Below are 14,654 nucleotides of genomic sequence, written 5' to 3' on the forward strand. Positions count from 1 at the left end.
GTCTGGCTTCGAGAGACTGGCCGCGAGCGGCCAAGTCACTATTATTGCAGCAGGGACATGACCATCGAGGACATGCTGTTGCTTTGTTTCAGCATCGCGGTGCCAGCTTGCAGCAGCATTTGCGACGACGTCATGTTCGAGCTTTCGGTAGCGAAGTCGGTGTCCATGATGCGGCCGGTAGCGGCTTTGGTGTTGGTGGCGATGTTCGACAAGTTGGTGTTGACGTGGTCCAGACGGTTGGCCGTCGCGCCCAGTGCCGAACGCACGGTGCTGACGCTGTCGATGGCGGCGGCCAGCTTGCCGATGGTGGCGTTGGCGGTGGCGGTCAGTTCCGTGGCGCCGGTCGATGCGGCAGCGGCGAAGTTGGTGCTCAGGCCCGTCAGCGCTGCGTTCAGCGAGGTCAGGTTGCCGGAAACGTCGAAGCTCATTTTTTCGGTCGAGCTGGCGCCGATCTGGAACGTCATCGATGCCGACAGCGTGCCAGCCGTAGCAGCCGAACCGTCGCCCAGCAGCTTGGTGCCGCCGAACGTGGTGTTGGTCATGACGTTGTACAGTTCCTGGCCCAATGCATTGTATTCAGCTTGCATGGCAGTCTTGTCGTTGGCGGTCGACGAGGCATCGGCTGCCTGGGTTGCCAAGTCTTTCATGCGTACCAGCATGTTGGTCACTTCGGCGAACGCGCCTTCAGCCGTTTGCAGCAGCGAGGTGCTGTTTTGCGTGTTGTTCATTGCAACGGTCATGCCGCTGGTTTGTGCTTTCAGGCGGGTTGCGATTTGCAGGCCGGCAGCATCGTCCATTGCCGAGTTGATGCGGAAGCCGGTGCTCAGGCGCGTCATCGAAGTCGACAGTTTGGATTGGGTGTTCGTGATCGAATTTTGTGCCGACAGGGAGGCAGCGTTGGTGTGAAGGCTCAGCATGGTGTCATTCCTAATTGGGTGGTTGCGGTGAGGAGCGACTTTTAGCTGCTCCTATCAGTACAAGACGACCGGGCCGCGGCACTTATTAAATGCAATGAGGAAATATTTTTATTTTTTCCCCGCATATCGACTGACTGCTCAAACCGCTGGTGCCGGTGCCGTGGGGCCGCGCGTGCAGAGCAGGAAAATACTCGAGCATAAATCCGGATATTGCTGGCCTAATTGATAACAGCCATCCAGGTAGGCGGGAGAAATGATGTCTGTCTGCAGCAAGCGATCCCATTGGAAATTGGCCAGGGCCTTGAAGAAGATGCCGGAGCGGTGCACCACGTTCAGGCCAGCGGCGCGCGCATCGCGTTCCAGGGTATCGAGCGTGTAGGTGCAGCGGTGGCCATGTTCGGCCTCGGCCGGTGTGACGGCCGTATTGTGGCTGATCAAGCCCATTTTGACGGCGATCTGGCGCGATGGCGCGTTCGCGTTGGGGCAGACGAGGAAAAAACTGCCGCCGTCGGCCAGCCATTCGTCATTGATGCGCTTGAGCACCGCAACGGGATCATCGATATGTTCCAGCACGTGCGTGAGCACGATATTGTCATATTTGCGCGGCAGGACGGCCTGTTCGAAGCGCGAGACGATGATCTGCGCCGCCGTGCCCAGTTTCGCGCGTGCCTCCGCGGCGGCCACTTCGGACGCCTCGACGCAGGTGATGTCGTCGAAGTGGCTGGCCAGGCGCCGCGTCAGGTCGCCCTTGAAGCTGCCCAGTTCAAGCAGGCTGCCTGGGCGGAAAAAAGGCTGGAACGACGTCAGCATATAGGGATGCATGACATCGAAATCGAAGCCGTAGGCATATTTCCTGGCCTGGCTGTCGATCATTTCTTGATTGTAATCACGTGTATTGGTCATGGCGGTCTCGCTATGGGTGAATTAGTTGTAGCTGCATGCGCAGCATCGTGCCTTCCGCCGGGCCGGCCGGCAGGAACCCCGCTGCGCCATACAGGGCAAGTGCGGCATGGTTGTCGCCGGCCACTTCCAGGGAGGCGTGCCGCATGCCATCGCGGCGCGCCTGTTCCAGGCACAGGCCCAGCAGGCGGCCCGCGATGCCCAGGCGCCAAAAGTCGCCGAGTACGCTGACATTGCTGATGTGGACGGTTGCCGACGCGTCGTGGTGGTAGGCGGCCAGCAAGCCCGCCAGGCGCGGACCCGACCACGCCTCGTAGCGCAGTGCCCGCGCATGCAGCTTGCTGACGTAGGCGCCCAACTCCGTGCGTGCGCGCAAGGCGGCCAAAAAACCGGCATCGCAGGCCAGGAAGTGCGCCAGCAGCGCGTCTTCACCGGCCTGCCCGTGCCGGTAGTCGAGCACTGGCATCATTGTTCCAGCACGGCCAGGCCGAAGCCGTGGCGGCCGAACTGGTTGCCGTTGTAGAGCAGGTAGACTGCGCCGTCGCATTCGAACACGTGCGGATAGCATTGCATGTCGCTATCCCATGCGCCATCAGTGCCGTGCAGCGCCGGTTGCTCGTCGTCGCGCGTCCAGTTGACCAGGTCGTCGGACCAGGCATGGCCGATGCGGTAGCCGCGCCCGCTGTTGACGCGGAAATCCGACGATTGGCGATAGCAGAAGAACATGTGGTGGCGCCCGTCGATCGTCACCACTGTGGGCAGGGCCTGGCTTTCGTCGGCGCCGAGCCGGTCGCTGATGATCTGGCGTGCCTCTTCCTTGGTCCAGTTGATGCCGTCGCTGGAGACGGCATGGCCGATCTTGTAGGTGCGGTCGGGCGCGCTGTCGGCGCTGTAGCGGCGCCAGCCCGTGCCGAAGATGTACCACATGTGGAACACGTCGCCGATGCGCTTGACGAAGCCATCGCCGACCAGGCAGGGTTCGTGCAGGGACGGGCCCAGCACGGGGCCGGGGCCGATGCGTTCGAACGTGAGGCCATCGTCATGGCTGATGGCCAGTCCGATGGCGGTATCCACGGACACGGAAACGCGCCGGTTCCAGCCGCAGGTGTAGCCATACACGGCGTCGCCATGGCGCATGACGCTCATGGGAAAAATGCCGTGTTCATCGAAGCAGCCCAGGGCGCCCAGGGCGATGACGGGCTGCTGCGCCACCCCAATGACGGTGCGCAAGTCCTTTTGCATGTCGACGAAGGCGATATGGCTCAGGTACTTGCCGTTCACGGGGTCCACCGCGCGGGTCGAGAAATAGATGCGCACGAAGTCGTCGAAGACCAGCGCCTGCGGCGACTGGGCGAAGTGCTGGCAGCCATTTGGCAGGACGTGTTCGGCGGGATCGAAGATATGGCCCAGCTTTTTCCACTGCAGGGTCTTGCTCATGCGAGGTTTCCTTCCAATACGGCCAGGCCGAAACCGTGGCGGCCCACCTGGTCGCCCAGGTAAGCCATGTAGATGCTGCCGTCGAGCTCGAAGACATGCGGATAGCTGATCATTTCAGCATCCCAGCCTTCCTCTGCCACGTCGATGCCCGCCTTGCTGTCGTCGCGCACCCAGTCGAGCAGGTTGCTGCTGGAAGCGTAGCCGATGCGGTAGCCAAATTCCTTGCCGCGGTAATTGCCGCTGTAGCGATAGCAAAAGAACATGTGGTACTTGCCATTCGCATAAAACACGTCGGGGCTGGCCTGCGCCTCGTCGGCCTCGACGCGGCTGTCGATCAGGTCGCGGTTGATCTTGTTCCAGTGCAGCCCATCGTCGGAGGTGGCCATGCGGATCTTGTAGACAGGCTCGGCGCGGCCATCGACCATCTTCCAGTTGCTGCCCGCGATATACCAGAGGTACCAGAGGTCGCCGAAACGGCGGATCTTCGGTCCGCTGAGGACGAATGGCTCGTCGGGCGTGTAGGGCAGCACGGGACCTTTGCCCAGCTTGCTGAAGGTGACGCCGTCGTCGTCGCTGACGGCGCCGCCGATGGCCACGTTGAAGGGCACGGATTCGCAGCGCGTCCAGCCCGCGTAATAGGCGCGCACCTGGCCGCCGTCGCGGATCACGGAGACAGGATAGGTGCCGAATTCATCAAACTCGCCCAGGCCGCCCAGGGCGAGAATCGGCTGCTCGCTGACCCGGCGTATCTTGAACAGGTCGCTGCGCTCGAGATCGACAAAGGCTGAATAGCTGACGTACTGGCCCTGCGCGTCGGGACCAGGGCGGCACGAGAAGTACACGCGCACGTAGTCGTCGAACACGAGCGTGGCGGGCGCCTGGGCAAATTCTTTCAGCCAGGGCCGTCCTTCGACGGCCTGGGGCGTGAATACCTTGCCGAGTTTTTTCCAGCGGAAGGGCGCTTCGCGTGGGGAGGATTGAATCATTGTTATTCCTTGCTTGCGCCGGGCGCGTCCACGGCTGGCGTGGCGTGGATGCCTGCACGGGCATGGTTAGAGGTCGTCATGGGCTGATGCTTTCGCGCTGCCGCTGTCAGGCAGGCGGATGAATGACATCATACTGATTCTGGATGGCAAGTTGCAATGTTTGCGGGGCATTGAACATCATGGCATCGACGATCGACAGCCACGGCACGAATTCGCCGCCGAACTGCGCATAGCTCGCCGGGCGCGGCTGGATGAATTCCAGGACGATGCCGCGGGCCTGGAAAGTCTCCGCCTGGTACAGCTCCTGGCCGCCGGATGCATTGATGTAGCGCTGCGCACCCACCGCCTGGCACAGGGCCAGCACCTTGTCCTGGCTCTTGAGCGCATGATCGATGGCAATGCCGGACGAGCGCACCAGGGGCGTGTCGATGCCCAGCTGGCGGCAGGTCGCTTGCAGGCTGTGCAGCAGGAAGTCGAACAGGTTGGCGGCAGGGTGGCGCACCACCGCTTCGAGCAGCGGAAAGATGTCCTGGAAGTGCGGCGCGCGCGCATACGCCGCCTTCAGCTGGTTCAGCAGCTTTTCCCCGTCAAACTGGGCCGAGACCTCGCGCTCGCCGATGTGCAGCTGGTCCGAGCCGTTTTTCAGCGGCACGCTGAAGGTCGCGTCTTGTCCGTTGAGCAGCATGCGGTTGCGGTTGATCCAGCCTTTCTTCGTGTACTTGATGTTGTCGTAGACGATGAACAGGTCGGCCGCCGCGATCAGCTGGTAATAGCCAATGTACGGCAGGAAATACGGCTGCATGATGGCCACTCTCATGCTGTTTTCAGCAGCGCCGCTGGCGCCCCGTGCATGGCGATGAGGTCGCTGATGGCGTCGATCTGCGCCGTTTCCAGGGTCGGGTACAGGGGCAGGCAAATCACCTGTTCCGCCGCTCTGCGGGCCACGGGCAGGTTGGCGGGCGCCGCCGATGGCATGCCGCGGTACATGGGGAAGTCACTGATGAGCGGGTAGAAATAGCGCCGCGCATAGATATTGTTTTCGCGCAGTATGGCAAACAGCGCGTCGCGGCTCAGCGGAAATTCCGGCCGCACGAGGATGGGGAAGTACGCGTGATTGGTGGTGGCGTCCAACGCCGGCTGCAGGCAGTCGATGCCATGCACGGGCGCCAGGTTGCGCCGGTAGCGCGCATCGATTTCCTTGCGCTGGGCCAGTGCCGCATCGATATTTTTCAGCTGCAGCAGGCCGAAGGCGGCGTTGATTTCGCTCATCTTGCCGTTGATGCCAGGCGCCACCACCGTGACTTCGTCGACGAAGCCGAAATTTTTCAGGTGGTCGATGCGCTGCTTGGTCTTGGCGTCCGGCGAGATGATGGCGCCGCCTTCGAAGGTGTTGAAGACCTTCGTGGCGTGAAAACTGAGGACGGACAGGTCGCCATGGTTGAGCACACTACTTCCCTGGTGGCGCACGCCGAACGCGTGTGCCGCGTCATAGATCACCTTGAGGTTGTAGTTGTCGGCGATCTTTTCGATGGCGGCGACGTCGCATGGCCGGCCGTAGCAGTGCACCGGCATGATGGCCGTGGTTTGCGGCGTGATGGCGGCCTCGATCTTGGCCGGGTCGAGGTTCAGGCTGTCCGGATCGATATCGACGAACACGGGCTTGATGCTGTTCCACAGCAGCGAGTGCGCGGTGGCGACAAACGAATACGGCGTGGTGATGACTTCACCGTTGATGCGCAGCGCCTGCAGCGCCGTCATCAGCGCCAGGGTGCCATTGGCGAACAGGCTGATGTATTTCACGCCCAGGTAGTCGCACAATGCCTGTTCGAGTTGCTGGTGGAACGGGCCGCCATTCGTCAGGATCTTGTTTTCCCAGATGGTTTCCAGATAGGGCAGGAAGTCCTGCAAGTCAGGCAGCAGCGGCTGCGTGACATACACGGGTTTCTTGTTTTGCGTGCTCATGCGAGTCCAATCGGCGGGTTGGGGACGGCCACGGGGGCCTCGAACGAGACGGGCGGCAAGCCTTCGCACCAGCGCTGCCACATGATGCGCAGGCTGTTTTCCAGGCCTTCCGTAATCAGCTTGGGGTTGCCCATGGCCGATTGTTCCAGGCGGTGGCGCATGCTGTAGCGGTAGGCGCCCAGCAGCATCGGGTTGGCCGCCATGGCCTGTGCCTTGCGCACATAGTCGTCGTCATCCTTGGCGATGAATTCTTCCAGTCCCACCTGCAGCAGGATCGACGTGCCGGCGCGGCTGGGCATGGTGGCGCCAGCCGTCGTCAGGGTGGGCACGCCCATCCACAGCGCGTGGAAGGTCGTCGTGCCGCCGCCGTACGGGAAAGTGTCGAGGCAGATATCGACGCGATGGTGCATTGCCATGAACTGCGTCATGCCCGTGCGGCCCTCGAAGGTCAGGCGTTCCGGCGCGATGCCTTCTTCCTCGAACCAGTCCATCAGCAGCGGATACGGCGTGGAAGTGGGCATGGCCGCGATCAGCATGCGGGCATCCGGAATGGCGCGCAGCAGCATGGACCAGCGCGCGATGACCTGGCGGTTGATCTTGCTGAGGCGGTTGAAGCTGCCGAAGGTGAGGTAGCCATTCGCCAGCGCGGGAGCAGGGTGGATGCCGGGTGCATATTCCGATGGCAGGAACGGCGAGCAGGCCGGCAGCAGGACCAGCTTTTCCGTGAATTGACTGTCGAGTATGCCGTCCGGCGCGAAATAGGGATCGGTCAGGTAATAATCCATGGCGCGCAGGCCCGTCGTCAGCGGATAGCCGATCCAGCTGGCCTGGATGGGGGCCGGCTTGCTGGCAAAGACCAGCAGGCGGTTCTTGCCCGTGTGGCCCGACAGGTCGATCAGGATGTCGATGCCGTCGTCGCGGATCTGCTGCGCCAGTTCGAGGTCGGTCATCTGCTCGACCTGGCGCCAGTGGGGGATGACTTCGCGCAAGCGCTGCGTGACGTGGTCATCCTGCGCATTGTTATGGTAGGCATGCAGCGACAGTCCCGCTTCGGCGCGGATATTCTCCAGCACCGGGATGATGAAATGTGGCACGGGATGGTTGTGCAGGTCGCCCGAGACCAGGCCCACTTTCAGGGTGCGCAGCGGGTCGCGCGCATTGCCGTGCTCCTTGACACTTTTTGCCACATGCGTCTCGAACGTATCGCTAAAGCGCAGATGCTCGGCAAACAGGGTGGCCGCATCGAGCTTGGCGCTGTGCGACAGCAGGAACAGGTAGTTGCTGAACAGGGTCTCCCACAGCGGGCACACTTTCAGGCCGGCGCGGCAGGTTTCGATGGCTTCATCGATGCGGCCGAGATTGCTCAGGGTGGCGCTGATGTTGACATAGGCGTCGCGGAAGTCGGGATTCAGGGCCAGCGCTGCGCGGTAGCATTCCAGCGCCGCAGTTGGCGCATTGGTCAGCGCGTGGCAGTTGCCGAGCGCGAAGTGGGCGCGCTCGTACGTGGGGTCGAGCGCAACCGCCGCCTGGTAGTGTGTCTGCGCCTGCCCATAGTTTTTTTGCGCCTGGAACACGGAGCCCAGGTTGCACATGGCCGAGACGTTCTTCGGGTTGAGTTCCAGCGCGCGCAGATAGGCGGCATGGGCTTCGTCGTAGCGCTGCAGTGCCTGCAGCGCCACGCCGAGATTGTTGTGTACCTCGTCGTTGTCCGGTTCGCGCTCGGTCGCGCCGTGATAGGCTTCGACGGCCAAGGCATAGCGGCGGATGGTGTTGTAATAATCGCCCAGCTGGTTGTAGGCGAGGGCGCTGCCGGGCGCCAGGTCGATCGCGCGCTGGAAGTACAGCAGCGCATTGTCCTGCTCTTCGGCGGCGCCGTAGACGATGGCCAACTGGCCGCAGGCCTGGGCATCGCCGGGTTGCAGAAGCTGCGCGCGCTGGCACAAGGCGATGGCCGACGCATAATTTTTTTCCTGGCATTGCAGCAATCCCAGGCTGCTCAGCGCCTGCACGAAGTTGCCATCGATGGCCAGTGCCTGTTCATAGGCGGCGATGGCATCGGCGACGTGGCCCTGCGATTGCAGCGCGCGGGCCAGGTTGTTGTACAGCATGGCTTCGTTCGGCGTCGCCTCGATGGCGCGCCGGTAGCTGGCCGCTGCGCCCTGGAAGTCGTCCGCTTCATGCAGCGCGCTGGCCAGGTTGGCATGCACGGCGGTGTTATGCGGCGCCAGCTGCAGCACGGCGCGGTAACTGAAAATGGCGGCTTGCCATTGTTTCAGGTCTTGCTGGGCGTTGCCGAGATTGAGGTAGACTTCCGCGTCGCCGGGCAGCAGAGCCAGCGCCGCCTTGTAGCTGGCGATGGCGTCGTCATTGCGCTGCATGGCCTTTAACGTATTGCCAAGATTGAAGTGGGCCTTGGCATAATCGGGGCGCAGCGCCAGCGCCTGCCGGTAAGCCTGCTCGGCCTGCTCCAGCTGGCCCAGCGACTGCAAGGTCACGGCCAGGTTGCCATAAGCTTCGACAAAGTCCGGATTCAGCTGCAGCGCGCGCGTATAACTGGCGACGGCCTCCTCGTGCATGCCGCGTGCCTGGCAGGCGGTGCCCAGGTTGCCGTGCGCTTCGGCGTCGTGCGGCGCCAGCTCCACGGTGCGTTGCCATGCCTGCAGCGCATCCTTGCCCTGCTGTTGCAGCGCGGTGCCCAGCACGCTCCAGGCAAAGTCGGAGAGCGGGTAGCGCTGCGTCAGGTCGCGGCTGGCCGCTTCCAGCTCGGCATGGCGGCCGGCCTGGTACAGGTCGATGACGGCCTGGATTTCCTGTGCGTCCGGCGCGGCGGCAATCGCCGTTTCCACGCGCTTGCGCAGCGTTTGCGACTGTTCGTTGTCGAGCCCCCGGGTGATCGCTTCGTTGACGATTTCCAGCGCCTGCTCACGCTCGCCCGCTTTCAGCAAACCGTCCGCGTACGAGAGCCAGAACTGGCCTTCGTCCGGATTCACCGACAGCGCCTTGTGCAGGTATGGCAGGCCGGCCTTGAATTGGCCAACCTGTCCCGCCAGCAAGCCCATGTTGTGATTGGCGATGGCGTGATAAGGCTGGGCCTGCAAAATAGCCAGGTACAGCTCTTCTGCCTGCTCCAGCAGCCCCCCCTGGTGCGCTGCAAGCGCTGCTTGCAGGTCGGTGTCGAGAGGCATCTCAGTGGTGGCGCTATCGGTCATGGCAAGTGGGAAAAGTAAGGTCAGCTGGAATTGTAACTGTTGGGGAGGGGAATAGAAACTTTCCCATGGGAATTTTATTGCGTGGCGATGCGCCGCTGGCAGCGGCGTGCCCGCAAAGCCACAGCGCACCGGAAAATATTGTGCGAATGGCAGTGCCGCCCCGGCGGCGGCTTCACACGGCGATGGCGCCGTGCTCCAGTTCCCATTGCTTGCGGCTGGTCTTCAGGATGTCGATGACCAGCAGCGCTTTTGCCTCATCCGTGGAAAGGTCTTCCATGAACATGGCATTGTTGGCGCGTATCCAGGCCAGCGGCATTTCCCACCAGGCCAGTTCCACCAGCCCGGCGCGCACCTTTTCGGAAAAGCGGTAGCGCAGCAGGCGCGCCGGCGAGCCCGCATATATCCCGTAGGGCTCGGAGCGGAAATTGGGCGGCAACAGCGCCCGCGCGCCGATGACGCAGCCGTTTTCAATCACGCTGCCGCCCAACACCATGACTTCATCGCCGATCCAGACATCGTTCTTGATAACGGTGTCGTCGTACTGCGGTGGCTCGGCCGATTTCAGGCCGCCGCCCAGCACGCCGAGCATATAGGTCGATATCGTGCGCATTTCATGCTGGCCATTCAGCACGAAGCGCAGGCGCGCGCCGCCAGCGACAAAGCGCCCCACGCACAGGCTTTGCTTGCCGCTGTCGTACTTCACTTGCGAACCGACGCCGAAACCGGAGCAGCGGCCGATGAAGAAATGACCAAAGCCCGACTCCTGGTCGAGCCAGTCGCGGAAAAACTGCGGCGGCAAGGTGCTGCTGGCGCCATCGGCATAGCCGAGCACGGTGAAGTGGGCGGAGAGGGGATGATCTTGCAGGGTACCTGTGTAATTGGCTTCTGTTGTGATTTGCACTACATTGCTCTTTGTGACGGTGAAGTTGCGGGAGGGTGATGCGACGTGCGGCTGTCCGGCCAGGTCGGCCGCTGCCGTGGCGGGAATTGTAACTGGCGCGGGAAGCGATGGGAAAATTTCCAATAGGAAATTTATCGCGGCCGTATGAAAAACGCCCCGGCGAAGAAGCCGGGGCGTGCGGGAAACTTACATGTTCGGATAGTTCGGCCCGCCGCCGCCTTCCGGTGTCACCCACACGATGTTCTGCGTCGGATCCTTGATGTCGCAGGTTTTACAGTGCACGCAGTTCTGCGCATTGATCTGCAGGCGTTCGGCGCCGTCGTCGTTCTTCACGAACTCGTACACGCCGGCGGGACAGTAACGGGCTTCCGGACCCGCATACGTGGCCAGGTTGACGTCGACGGGCACGCTGGCGTTCTTCAACGTCAGGTGGATCGGCTGGTCTTCCGCGTGGTTCGTGTTCGAGATGAACACGGACGACATCTTGTCGAAGGTCAGCTTGCCATCGGGTTTCGGATACACGATCTTTTTCGACTGGGCGGCCGGTTTCAGGCATTCGTGGTCGCCATGCGAGTGGTGCAGGGTCCATGGCGCCTTGCCGCGGAAGATCAGCTGGTCGATGCCCGTCATCAGGCTGCCCAGGTACAGGCCTTTCGACAGCCATGGCTTGACGTTGCGCGCCACGTGCAGCTCTTCATGCAGCCACGATTGTTCAAAGGCGGCAGGGTAGCTCGTCAGTTCGTCGTGCTGGCGCTGTTCGCCCAGCGCGCCGAAGGCCGCGTCCGCCGCCAGCATGCCGCTCTTGATGGCCGCGTGGCTGCCCTTGATGCGGCTCATGTTCAGGAAGCCCGCATCGCAGCCGATCAGCGCGCCGCCGGCAAACACCAGTTTCGGCAGCGATTGCAGGCCGCCGGCCGCAATCGCCCGCGCGCCGTACGAAATGCGCTTGCCGCCTTCGAAGAACTTGCGGATTTCCGGATGCGTCTTGTAGCGCTGGAATTCCTCGTACGGAGACAGGTACGGGTTTTCGTAGTTCAAGCCCACCACGTAGCCGACCATCACCTGGTTGTTTTCCAGGTGGTACAGGAAGGAGCCGCCGTAGGTTTTCGTGTCCAGCGGCCAGCCGCTCGAGTGGATCACCAGGCCCGGTTTGTGCTGGGCCGGGTCGATTTCCCACAATTCCTTGATGCCGATGCCGTAGGACTGCGGGTCCTTGCCGGCGTTCAAGTCATACTTGGCCATCAATTGCTTGCCCAGGTGGCCGCGCGCGCCTTCGGCGAACAGGGTGTACTTGGCGTGCAATTCCATGCCCAGCTGGAAGTCGGGGCCCGGTTCGCCATCGCGCTTGACGCCCATGTTGCCGGTCGCCACGCCTTTCACGGAGCCGTCGTCGTTGTAGAGGATTTCCGCGGCAGGGAAGCCGGGGAAGATTTCCACGCCCAGGTTTTCCGCCTGCTGGCCCATCCAGCGCACCACATTGCCCAGCGAGACGATGTAGTTGCCGTGGTTTTCAAAGCAGGCCGGCACGGCGAAGCCTGGCGTTTTATACGCTTTGGTTTCGGTCAGGAACAGGATGCGGTCTTCCGTCACTTCCGTGTTCAGGGGCGCGCCCAGTTCTTTCCAGTTCGGAATCAGTTCCGTCAGCGCTTTCGGGTCCATGATGGCGCCCGACAGGATATGCGCGCCCAGTTCGCCGCCTTTTTCCAGCACGCAGACGGACACTTCCTGGCTCTTTTCAGCGGCCAGCTGCTTCAGGCGGATCGCCGCGGCCAAGCCTGCGGGGCCACCGCCGACGATCACCACGTCATATTCCATGGTTTCGCGCGGTCCGTACTGTTCAACTAAGTTATTAGGCTGTGTCATGGTCTCGATTTATAGTCACTCAATTAGGTAGCAAGGATAGGGAATAAAGCATCATCGGGGAAATTTAAGCACGAGTGTGCTTGTTTTTGGCGAGGATTGCAACTTTGGCGCCATTTTGCGTGACATTGCCCCTCGCCGCAATCTAAATCCGGCCATTTTGTGTAATGATGGCGTTTACCTTTGCTCAAGTGCGATGCGGGGTATTTTGCCCCTATGCCAGTGGCACGGCGTAAAGTGTTGTCTAAAATAAAACAGGAGTAGCTCGTGGGCATAGAAGTCAATTTCGAGGGCAAGATTGCCCTGATTACCGGCGCATCGAGCGGCCTCGGCGCGCGCTTTGCGAAAGTGCTGGCCCAGGCTGGCGCACAGGTCGTGCTGGCGTCGCGCCGCACCGAACGCCTGAAGGAATTGCGCGCCGAGATCGAAGCGGATGGCGGTGCCGCGCACGTGGTGTCGCTCGACGTGACCGATTTCGCCAGCATCAAGTCGGCCATCGCGCATGCGGAAACGGAAGCGGGCCCCATCGATATCCTCGTCAACAATTCCGGTGTCTCCACCACGCAACGCCTGGTCGACGTCACGCCCGAAGATTACTCGTTCGTGATGGACACCAACCTGCGCGGATCGTTCTTCGTGGCCCAGCAAACGGCCAAGCGCATGATCGCGCGCGCCAAGGGCGACCCGAAGAAACAGCACCGCATCATCAATATCGCCTCGATGGCAGGCTTGCAGGTGCTGCCGCAGATCGGCGTGTACTGCATGAGCAAGGCGGGCATGGTGCACATGACGCGCGCCATGGCCGTGGAGTGGGGCAAGTACGGCATCAACACGAACGCCATCTGCCCCGGCTATATTTCCACGGAAATCAACGAAGATTACTTTGCCACCGAGCAGGGCAAGAAGCTGATCGAAATGCTGCCGAATAAACGTCCGGGCAAGCCGGAAGACCTCGACGGCCTGCTGCTGTTGCTGGCGGGCGAGGATTCGCATTTCATCAATGGCGCCATTATTTCCGCAGACGGTGGAATGAGTACCTTCTAAGGCACCGGCTTGCGCTGCAGCCCTAGCGCTGCAGCTGCAAGCCCACCAGCTTGTGCACCAGCTCCGACGAGGTCGAAGCGGCGAACTTGCGCATCAGCTTGGCACGGTGCATTTCCACCGTGCGGGGGCTGAGGTCGATCTGGCGGGCGATGACCTTGCTGGTCTTGCCTTCGACCAGCAGGGCGGCGATTTCGCGCTCGCGCGGGGTCAGCTCCGCCGTCACGGGACGTTTCTCGCTGACATCCTCGAACGTCCAGATGCCCGGCCCCAGCGGCTGTGCGGCCAGCATGGCGTGGCCCGTGACGTGGCACCAGAACAATTCACCATTACTGCGGCGCATGATGCGTTCGTCCGAATAGCGTCCCTTGGCGTTCATGATGGGGATGATGCGGTCACCCGTGCGCAGGAATTCATCGTGCGTGGGGTAGAGTACTTCGAACGACTGGTCGTCCAGCTGGGCGCGCGCATAGCCGAACATGGCTGCCAGCGCTTCGTTGCAGCTGCGCATGATGCGGTTTTCCGACATGCACATGCCCACGGGCGCGTGCAGGAAGATGCTTTCATAATCGATGGCTGACGCGGCGTTCATCTGATACGTATCACTCTCACAGGGGGATTGCGGGCACGGCGCCGGTAGTTCTACGGTATTGTACTTTCCACTCGCGTATTTTATGCTGAGTCGCTGCCTGAGTCATGGACTCAAGACCAAAGCTTAACAAAAGATAGAGGGACACCCATGAATAAAGTTTATCCTGACGCCGCTTCGGCGCTGGCCGGTATCGTCCAAGATGGTCAGACCATCGCCGTCGGCGGCTTCGGCCTGTGCGGCATTCCCGAAGCCCTGATCGGCGCCTTGCGCGATTCGGGCGTGACGGGCCTGACGGCCATTTCAAATAACGCCGGCGTGGACGGCTTCGGCCTGGGCCAGCTGCTGACCACGCGCCAGATCAAGAAAATGATCGCCTCCTATGTGGGCGAAAACAAGGAATTCGCGCGCCAGTACCTGGCCGGCGAGCTGGAACTGGAATTCACGCCGCAAGGCACCCTGGCCGAGAAACTGCGCGCCGGCGGCGCCGGCATTCCCGCCTTCTTCACCAAGACGGGCGTGGGCACCATCGTTGCCGACGGCAAGGAGCTGCGCGAATTCGACGGCGAGCAATACGTGATGGAACGCAGCCTGGTGGCCGATGTGTCGCTGGTGAAAGCCTACATGGCCGACCGCGCGGGCAATTTGGTCTACCGCAAGACGGCGCGCAATTTCAACCCGAACGTGGCCATGGCCGGCAAGATCACCATCGTCGAAGTGGAAAAACTGGTCGAAGTGGGCGAGATCGACCCGGACCAGGTCCACACGCCGAGCATCTTCGTGCACCGCATCGTGGTCAACGCGAACCCGGAAAAACGCATCGAGCAGCGCACCGTGCGCACTGAAGCATAA

The 14,654-nt window shown here is 61.9% G+C and carries 13 protein-coding genes; 2 read left to right on the forward strand and 11 right to left on the reverse strand.

The window, feature by feature from the left end:
- Nucleotides 1–41 precede the first annotated feature (41 nt).
- From BLT98_RS20305 to BLT98_RS20350, 10 genes are all read right to left on the reverse strand, one after another.
- A complete protein-coding gene (locus BLT98_RS20305; RefSeq protein WP_070253616.1) occupies nt 42–917 on the reverse strand; it encodes a flagellin N-terminal helical domain-containing protein in 876 nt (291 codons plus the stop codon).
- A gap of 138 nt (nt 918–1,055) precedes the next feature.
- On the reverse strand, nt 1,056–1,820 hold the full coding sequence (locus BLT98_RS20310) for a class I SAM-dependent methyltransferase (RefSeq protein WP_034784226.1): 765 nt from the start codon (nt 1,818–1,820) through the stop codon (nt 1,056–1,058).
- A 10-nt stretch (nt 1,821–1,830) separates the two neighbouring features.
- Entirely contained in the window at nt 1,831–2,286 is a 456-nt protein-coding gene (locus BLT98_RS20315) for a GNAT family N-acetyltransferase (RefSeq protein WP_092610860.1), read from the reverse strand.
- Complete coding sequence (locus tag BLT98_RS20320; protein WP_092610863.1) at nt 2,283–3,254, reverse strand: glycoside hydrolase family protein; 972 nt, start codon at nt 3,252–3,254, stop codon at nt 2,283–2,285. Before BLT98_RS20320 ends, BLT98_RS20315 begins: the two co-directional genes overlap by 4 nt.
- The gene (locus BLT98_RS20325; RefSeq protein WP_092610866.1) at nt 3,251–4,240 is read right to left on the reverse strand and encodes a glycoside hydrolase family protein; all 990 of its coding nucleotides are present in this window, start codon (nt 4,238–4,240) and stop codon (nt 3,251–3,253) included. The genes BLT98_RS20320 and BLT98_RS20325 overlap by 4 nt, the downstream gene beginning before the upstream one ends.
- A 106-nt stretch (nt 4,241–4,346) precedes the next feature.
- Entirely contained in the window at nt 4,347–5,057 is a 711-nt protein-coding gene (locus tag BLT98_RS20330; protein WP_092610870.1) for a WbqC family protein, read from the reverse strand.
- Nucleotides 5,054–6,202, reverse strand: coding sequence for a dTDP-4-amino-4,6-dideoxy-D-glucose aminotransferase VioA (vioA, locus tag BLT98_RS20335; RefSeq protein ID WP_092610873.1), 1,149 nt, complete (start codon nt 6,200–6,202; stop codon nt 5,054–5,056). Before vioA ends, BLT98_RS20330 begins: the two co-directional genes overlap by 4 nt.
- Nucleotides 6,199–9,387 (reverse strand): tetratricopeptide repeat protein, encoded by a 3,189-nt coding sequence (locus tag BLT98_RS20340; RefSeq protein ID WP_170846443.1) that lies wholly within the window; start codon nt 9,385–9,387, stop codon nt 6,199–6,201. Before BLT98_RS20340 ends, vioA begins: the two co-directional genes overlap by 4 nt.
- Before the next feature lie 196 nt (nt 9,388–9,583).
- Complete coding sequence (locus tag BLT98_RS20345) at nt 9,584–10,312, reverse strand: LbetaH domain-containing protein (RefSeq protein ID WP_092610879.1); 729 nt, start codon at nt 10,310–10,312, stop codon at nt 9,584–9,586.
- A gap of 186 nt (nt 10,313–10,498) precedes the next feature.
- Nucleotides 10,499–12,175: an electron transfer flavoprotein-ubiquinone oxidoreductase gene (locus tag BLT98_RS20350; RefSeq protein ID WP_170846444.1), complete on the reverse strand. Its 1,677-nt coding sequence runs from the start codon at nt 12,173–12,175 to the stop codon at nt 10,499–10,501.
- A 264-nt stretch (nt 12,176–12,439) separates the two neighbouring features.
- Between BLT98_RS20350 and BLT98_RS20355 the strand changes: the two genes are divergently transcribed.
- Nucleotides 12,440–13,216, forward strand: coding sequence for an SDR family oxidoreductase (locus BLT98_RS20355; protein ID WP_034752351.1), 777 nt, complete (start codon nt 12,440–12,442; stop codon nt 13,214–13,216).
- A 22-nt stretch (nt 13,217–13,238) separates the two neighbouring features.
- Here BLT98_RS20355 and BLT98_RS20360 read toward each other — a convergent pair whose 3' ends face one another.
- A complete protein-coding gene (locus BLT98_RS20360; protein ID WP_034784217.1) occupies nt 13,239–13,805 on the reverse strand; it encodes a LuxR C-terminal-related transcriptional regulator in 567 nt (188 codons plus the stop codon).
- A gap of 147 nt (nt 13,806–13,952) precedes the next feature.
- Here BLT98_RS20360 and BLT98_RS20365 point away from each other — a divergent pair, with 147 nt between their 5' ends.
- Nucleotides 13,953–14,654, forward strand: a complete 702-nt coding sequence (locus BLT98_RS20365) for a CoA transferase subunit A (protein WP_034784215.1) — start codon at nt 13,953–13,955, stop codon at nt 14,652–14,654.

The organism is Janthinobacterium sp. YR213 (assembly GCF_900099875.1).
Taxonomy (GTDB): domain Bacteria; phylum Pseudomonadota; class Gammaproteobacteria; order Burkholderiales; family Burkholderiaceae_D; genus Janthinobacterium; species Janthinobacterium lividum.

Excerpts from the sequence above, each read along its gene's own strand:
- BLT98_RS20310 (WP_034784226.1), bottom strand. The coding sequence starts at position 1,820 with ATGACCAATACACGTGATTACAATCAAGAAATGATCGACAGCCAGGCC.
- BLT98_RS20325 (WP_092610866.1), bottom strand. The coding sequence starts at position 4,240 with ATGATTCAATCCTCCCCACGCGAAGCGCCCTTCCGCTGGAAAAAACTC.
- BLT98_RS20305 (WP_070253616.1), bottom strand. The coding sequence starts at position 917 with ATGCTGAGCCTTCACACCAACGCTGCCTCCCTGTCGGCACAAAATTCG.
- BLT98_RS20360 (WP_034784217.1), bottom strand. The coding sequence starts at position 13,805 with ATGAACGCCGCGTCAGCCATCGATTATGAAAGCATCTTCCTGCACGCG.
- BLT98_RS20340 (WP_170846443.1), bottom strand. The coding sequence starts at position 9,387 with ATGCCTCTCGACACCGACCTGCAAGCAGCGCTTGCAGCGCACCAGGGG.
- BLT98_RS20350 (WP_170846444.1), bottom strand. The coding sequence starts at position 12,175 with ATGACACAGCCTAATAACTTAGTTGAACAGTACGGACCGCGCGAAACC.
- vioA (WP_092610873.1), bottom strand. The coding sequence starts at position 6,202 with ATGAGCACGCAAAACAAGAAACCCGTGTATGTCACGCAGCCGCTGCTG.
- BLT98_RS20365 (WP_034784215.1), top strand. The coding sequence starts at position 13,953 with ATGAATAAAGTTTATCCTGACGCCGCTTCGGCGCTGGCCGGTATCGTC.
- BLT98_RS20330 (WP_092610870.1), bottom strand. The coding sequence starts at position 5,057 with ATGAGAGTGGCCATCATGCAGCCGTATTTCCTGCCGTACATTGGCTAT.
- BLT98_RS20320 (WP_092610863.1), bottom strand. The coding sequence starts at position 3,254 with ATGAGCAAGACCCTGCAGTGGAAAAAGCTGGGCCATATCTTCGATCCC.
- BLT98_RS20315 (WP_092610860.1), bottom strand. The coding sequence starts at position 2,286 with ATGATGCCAGTGCTCGACTACCGGCACGGGCAGGCCGGTGAAGACGCG.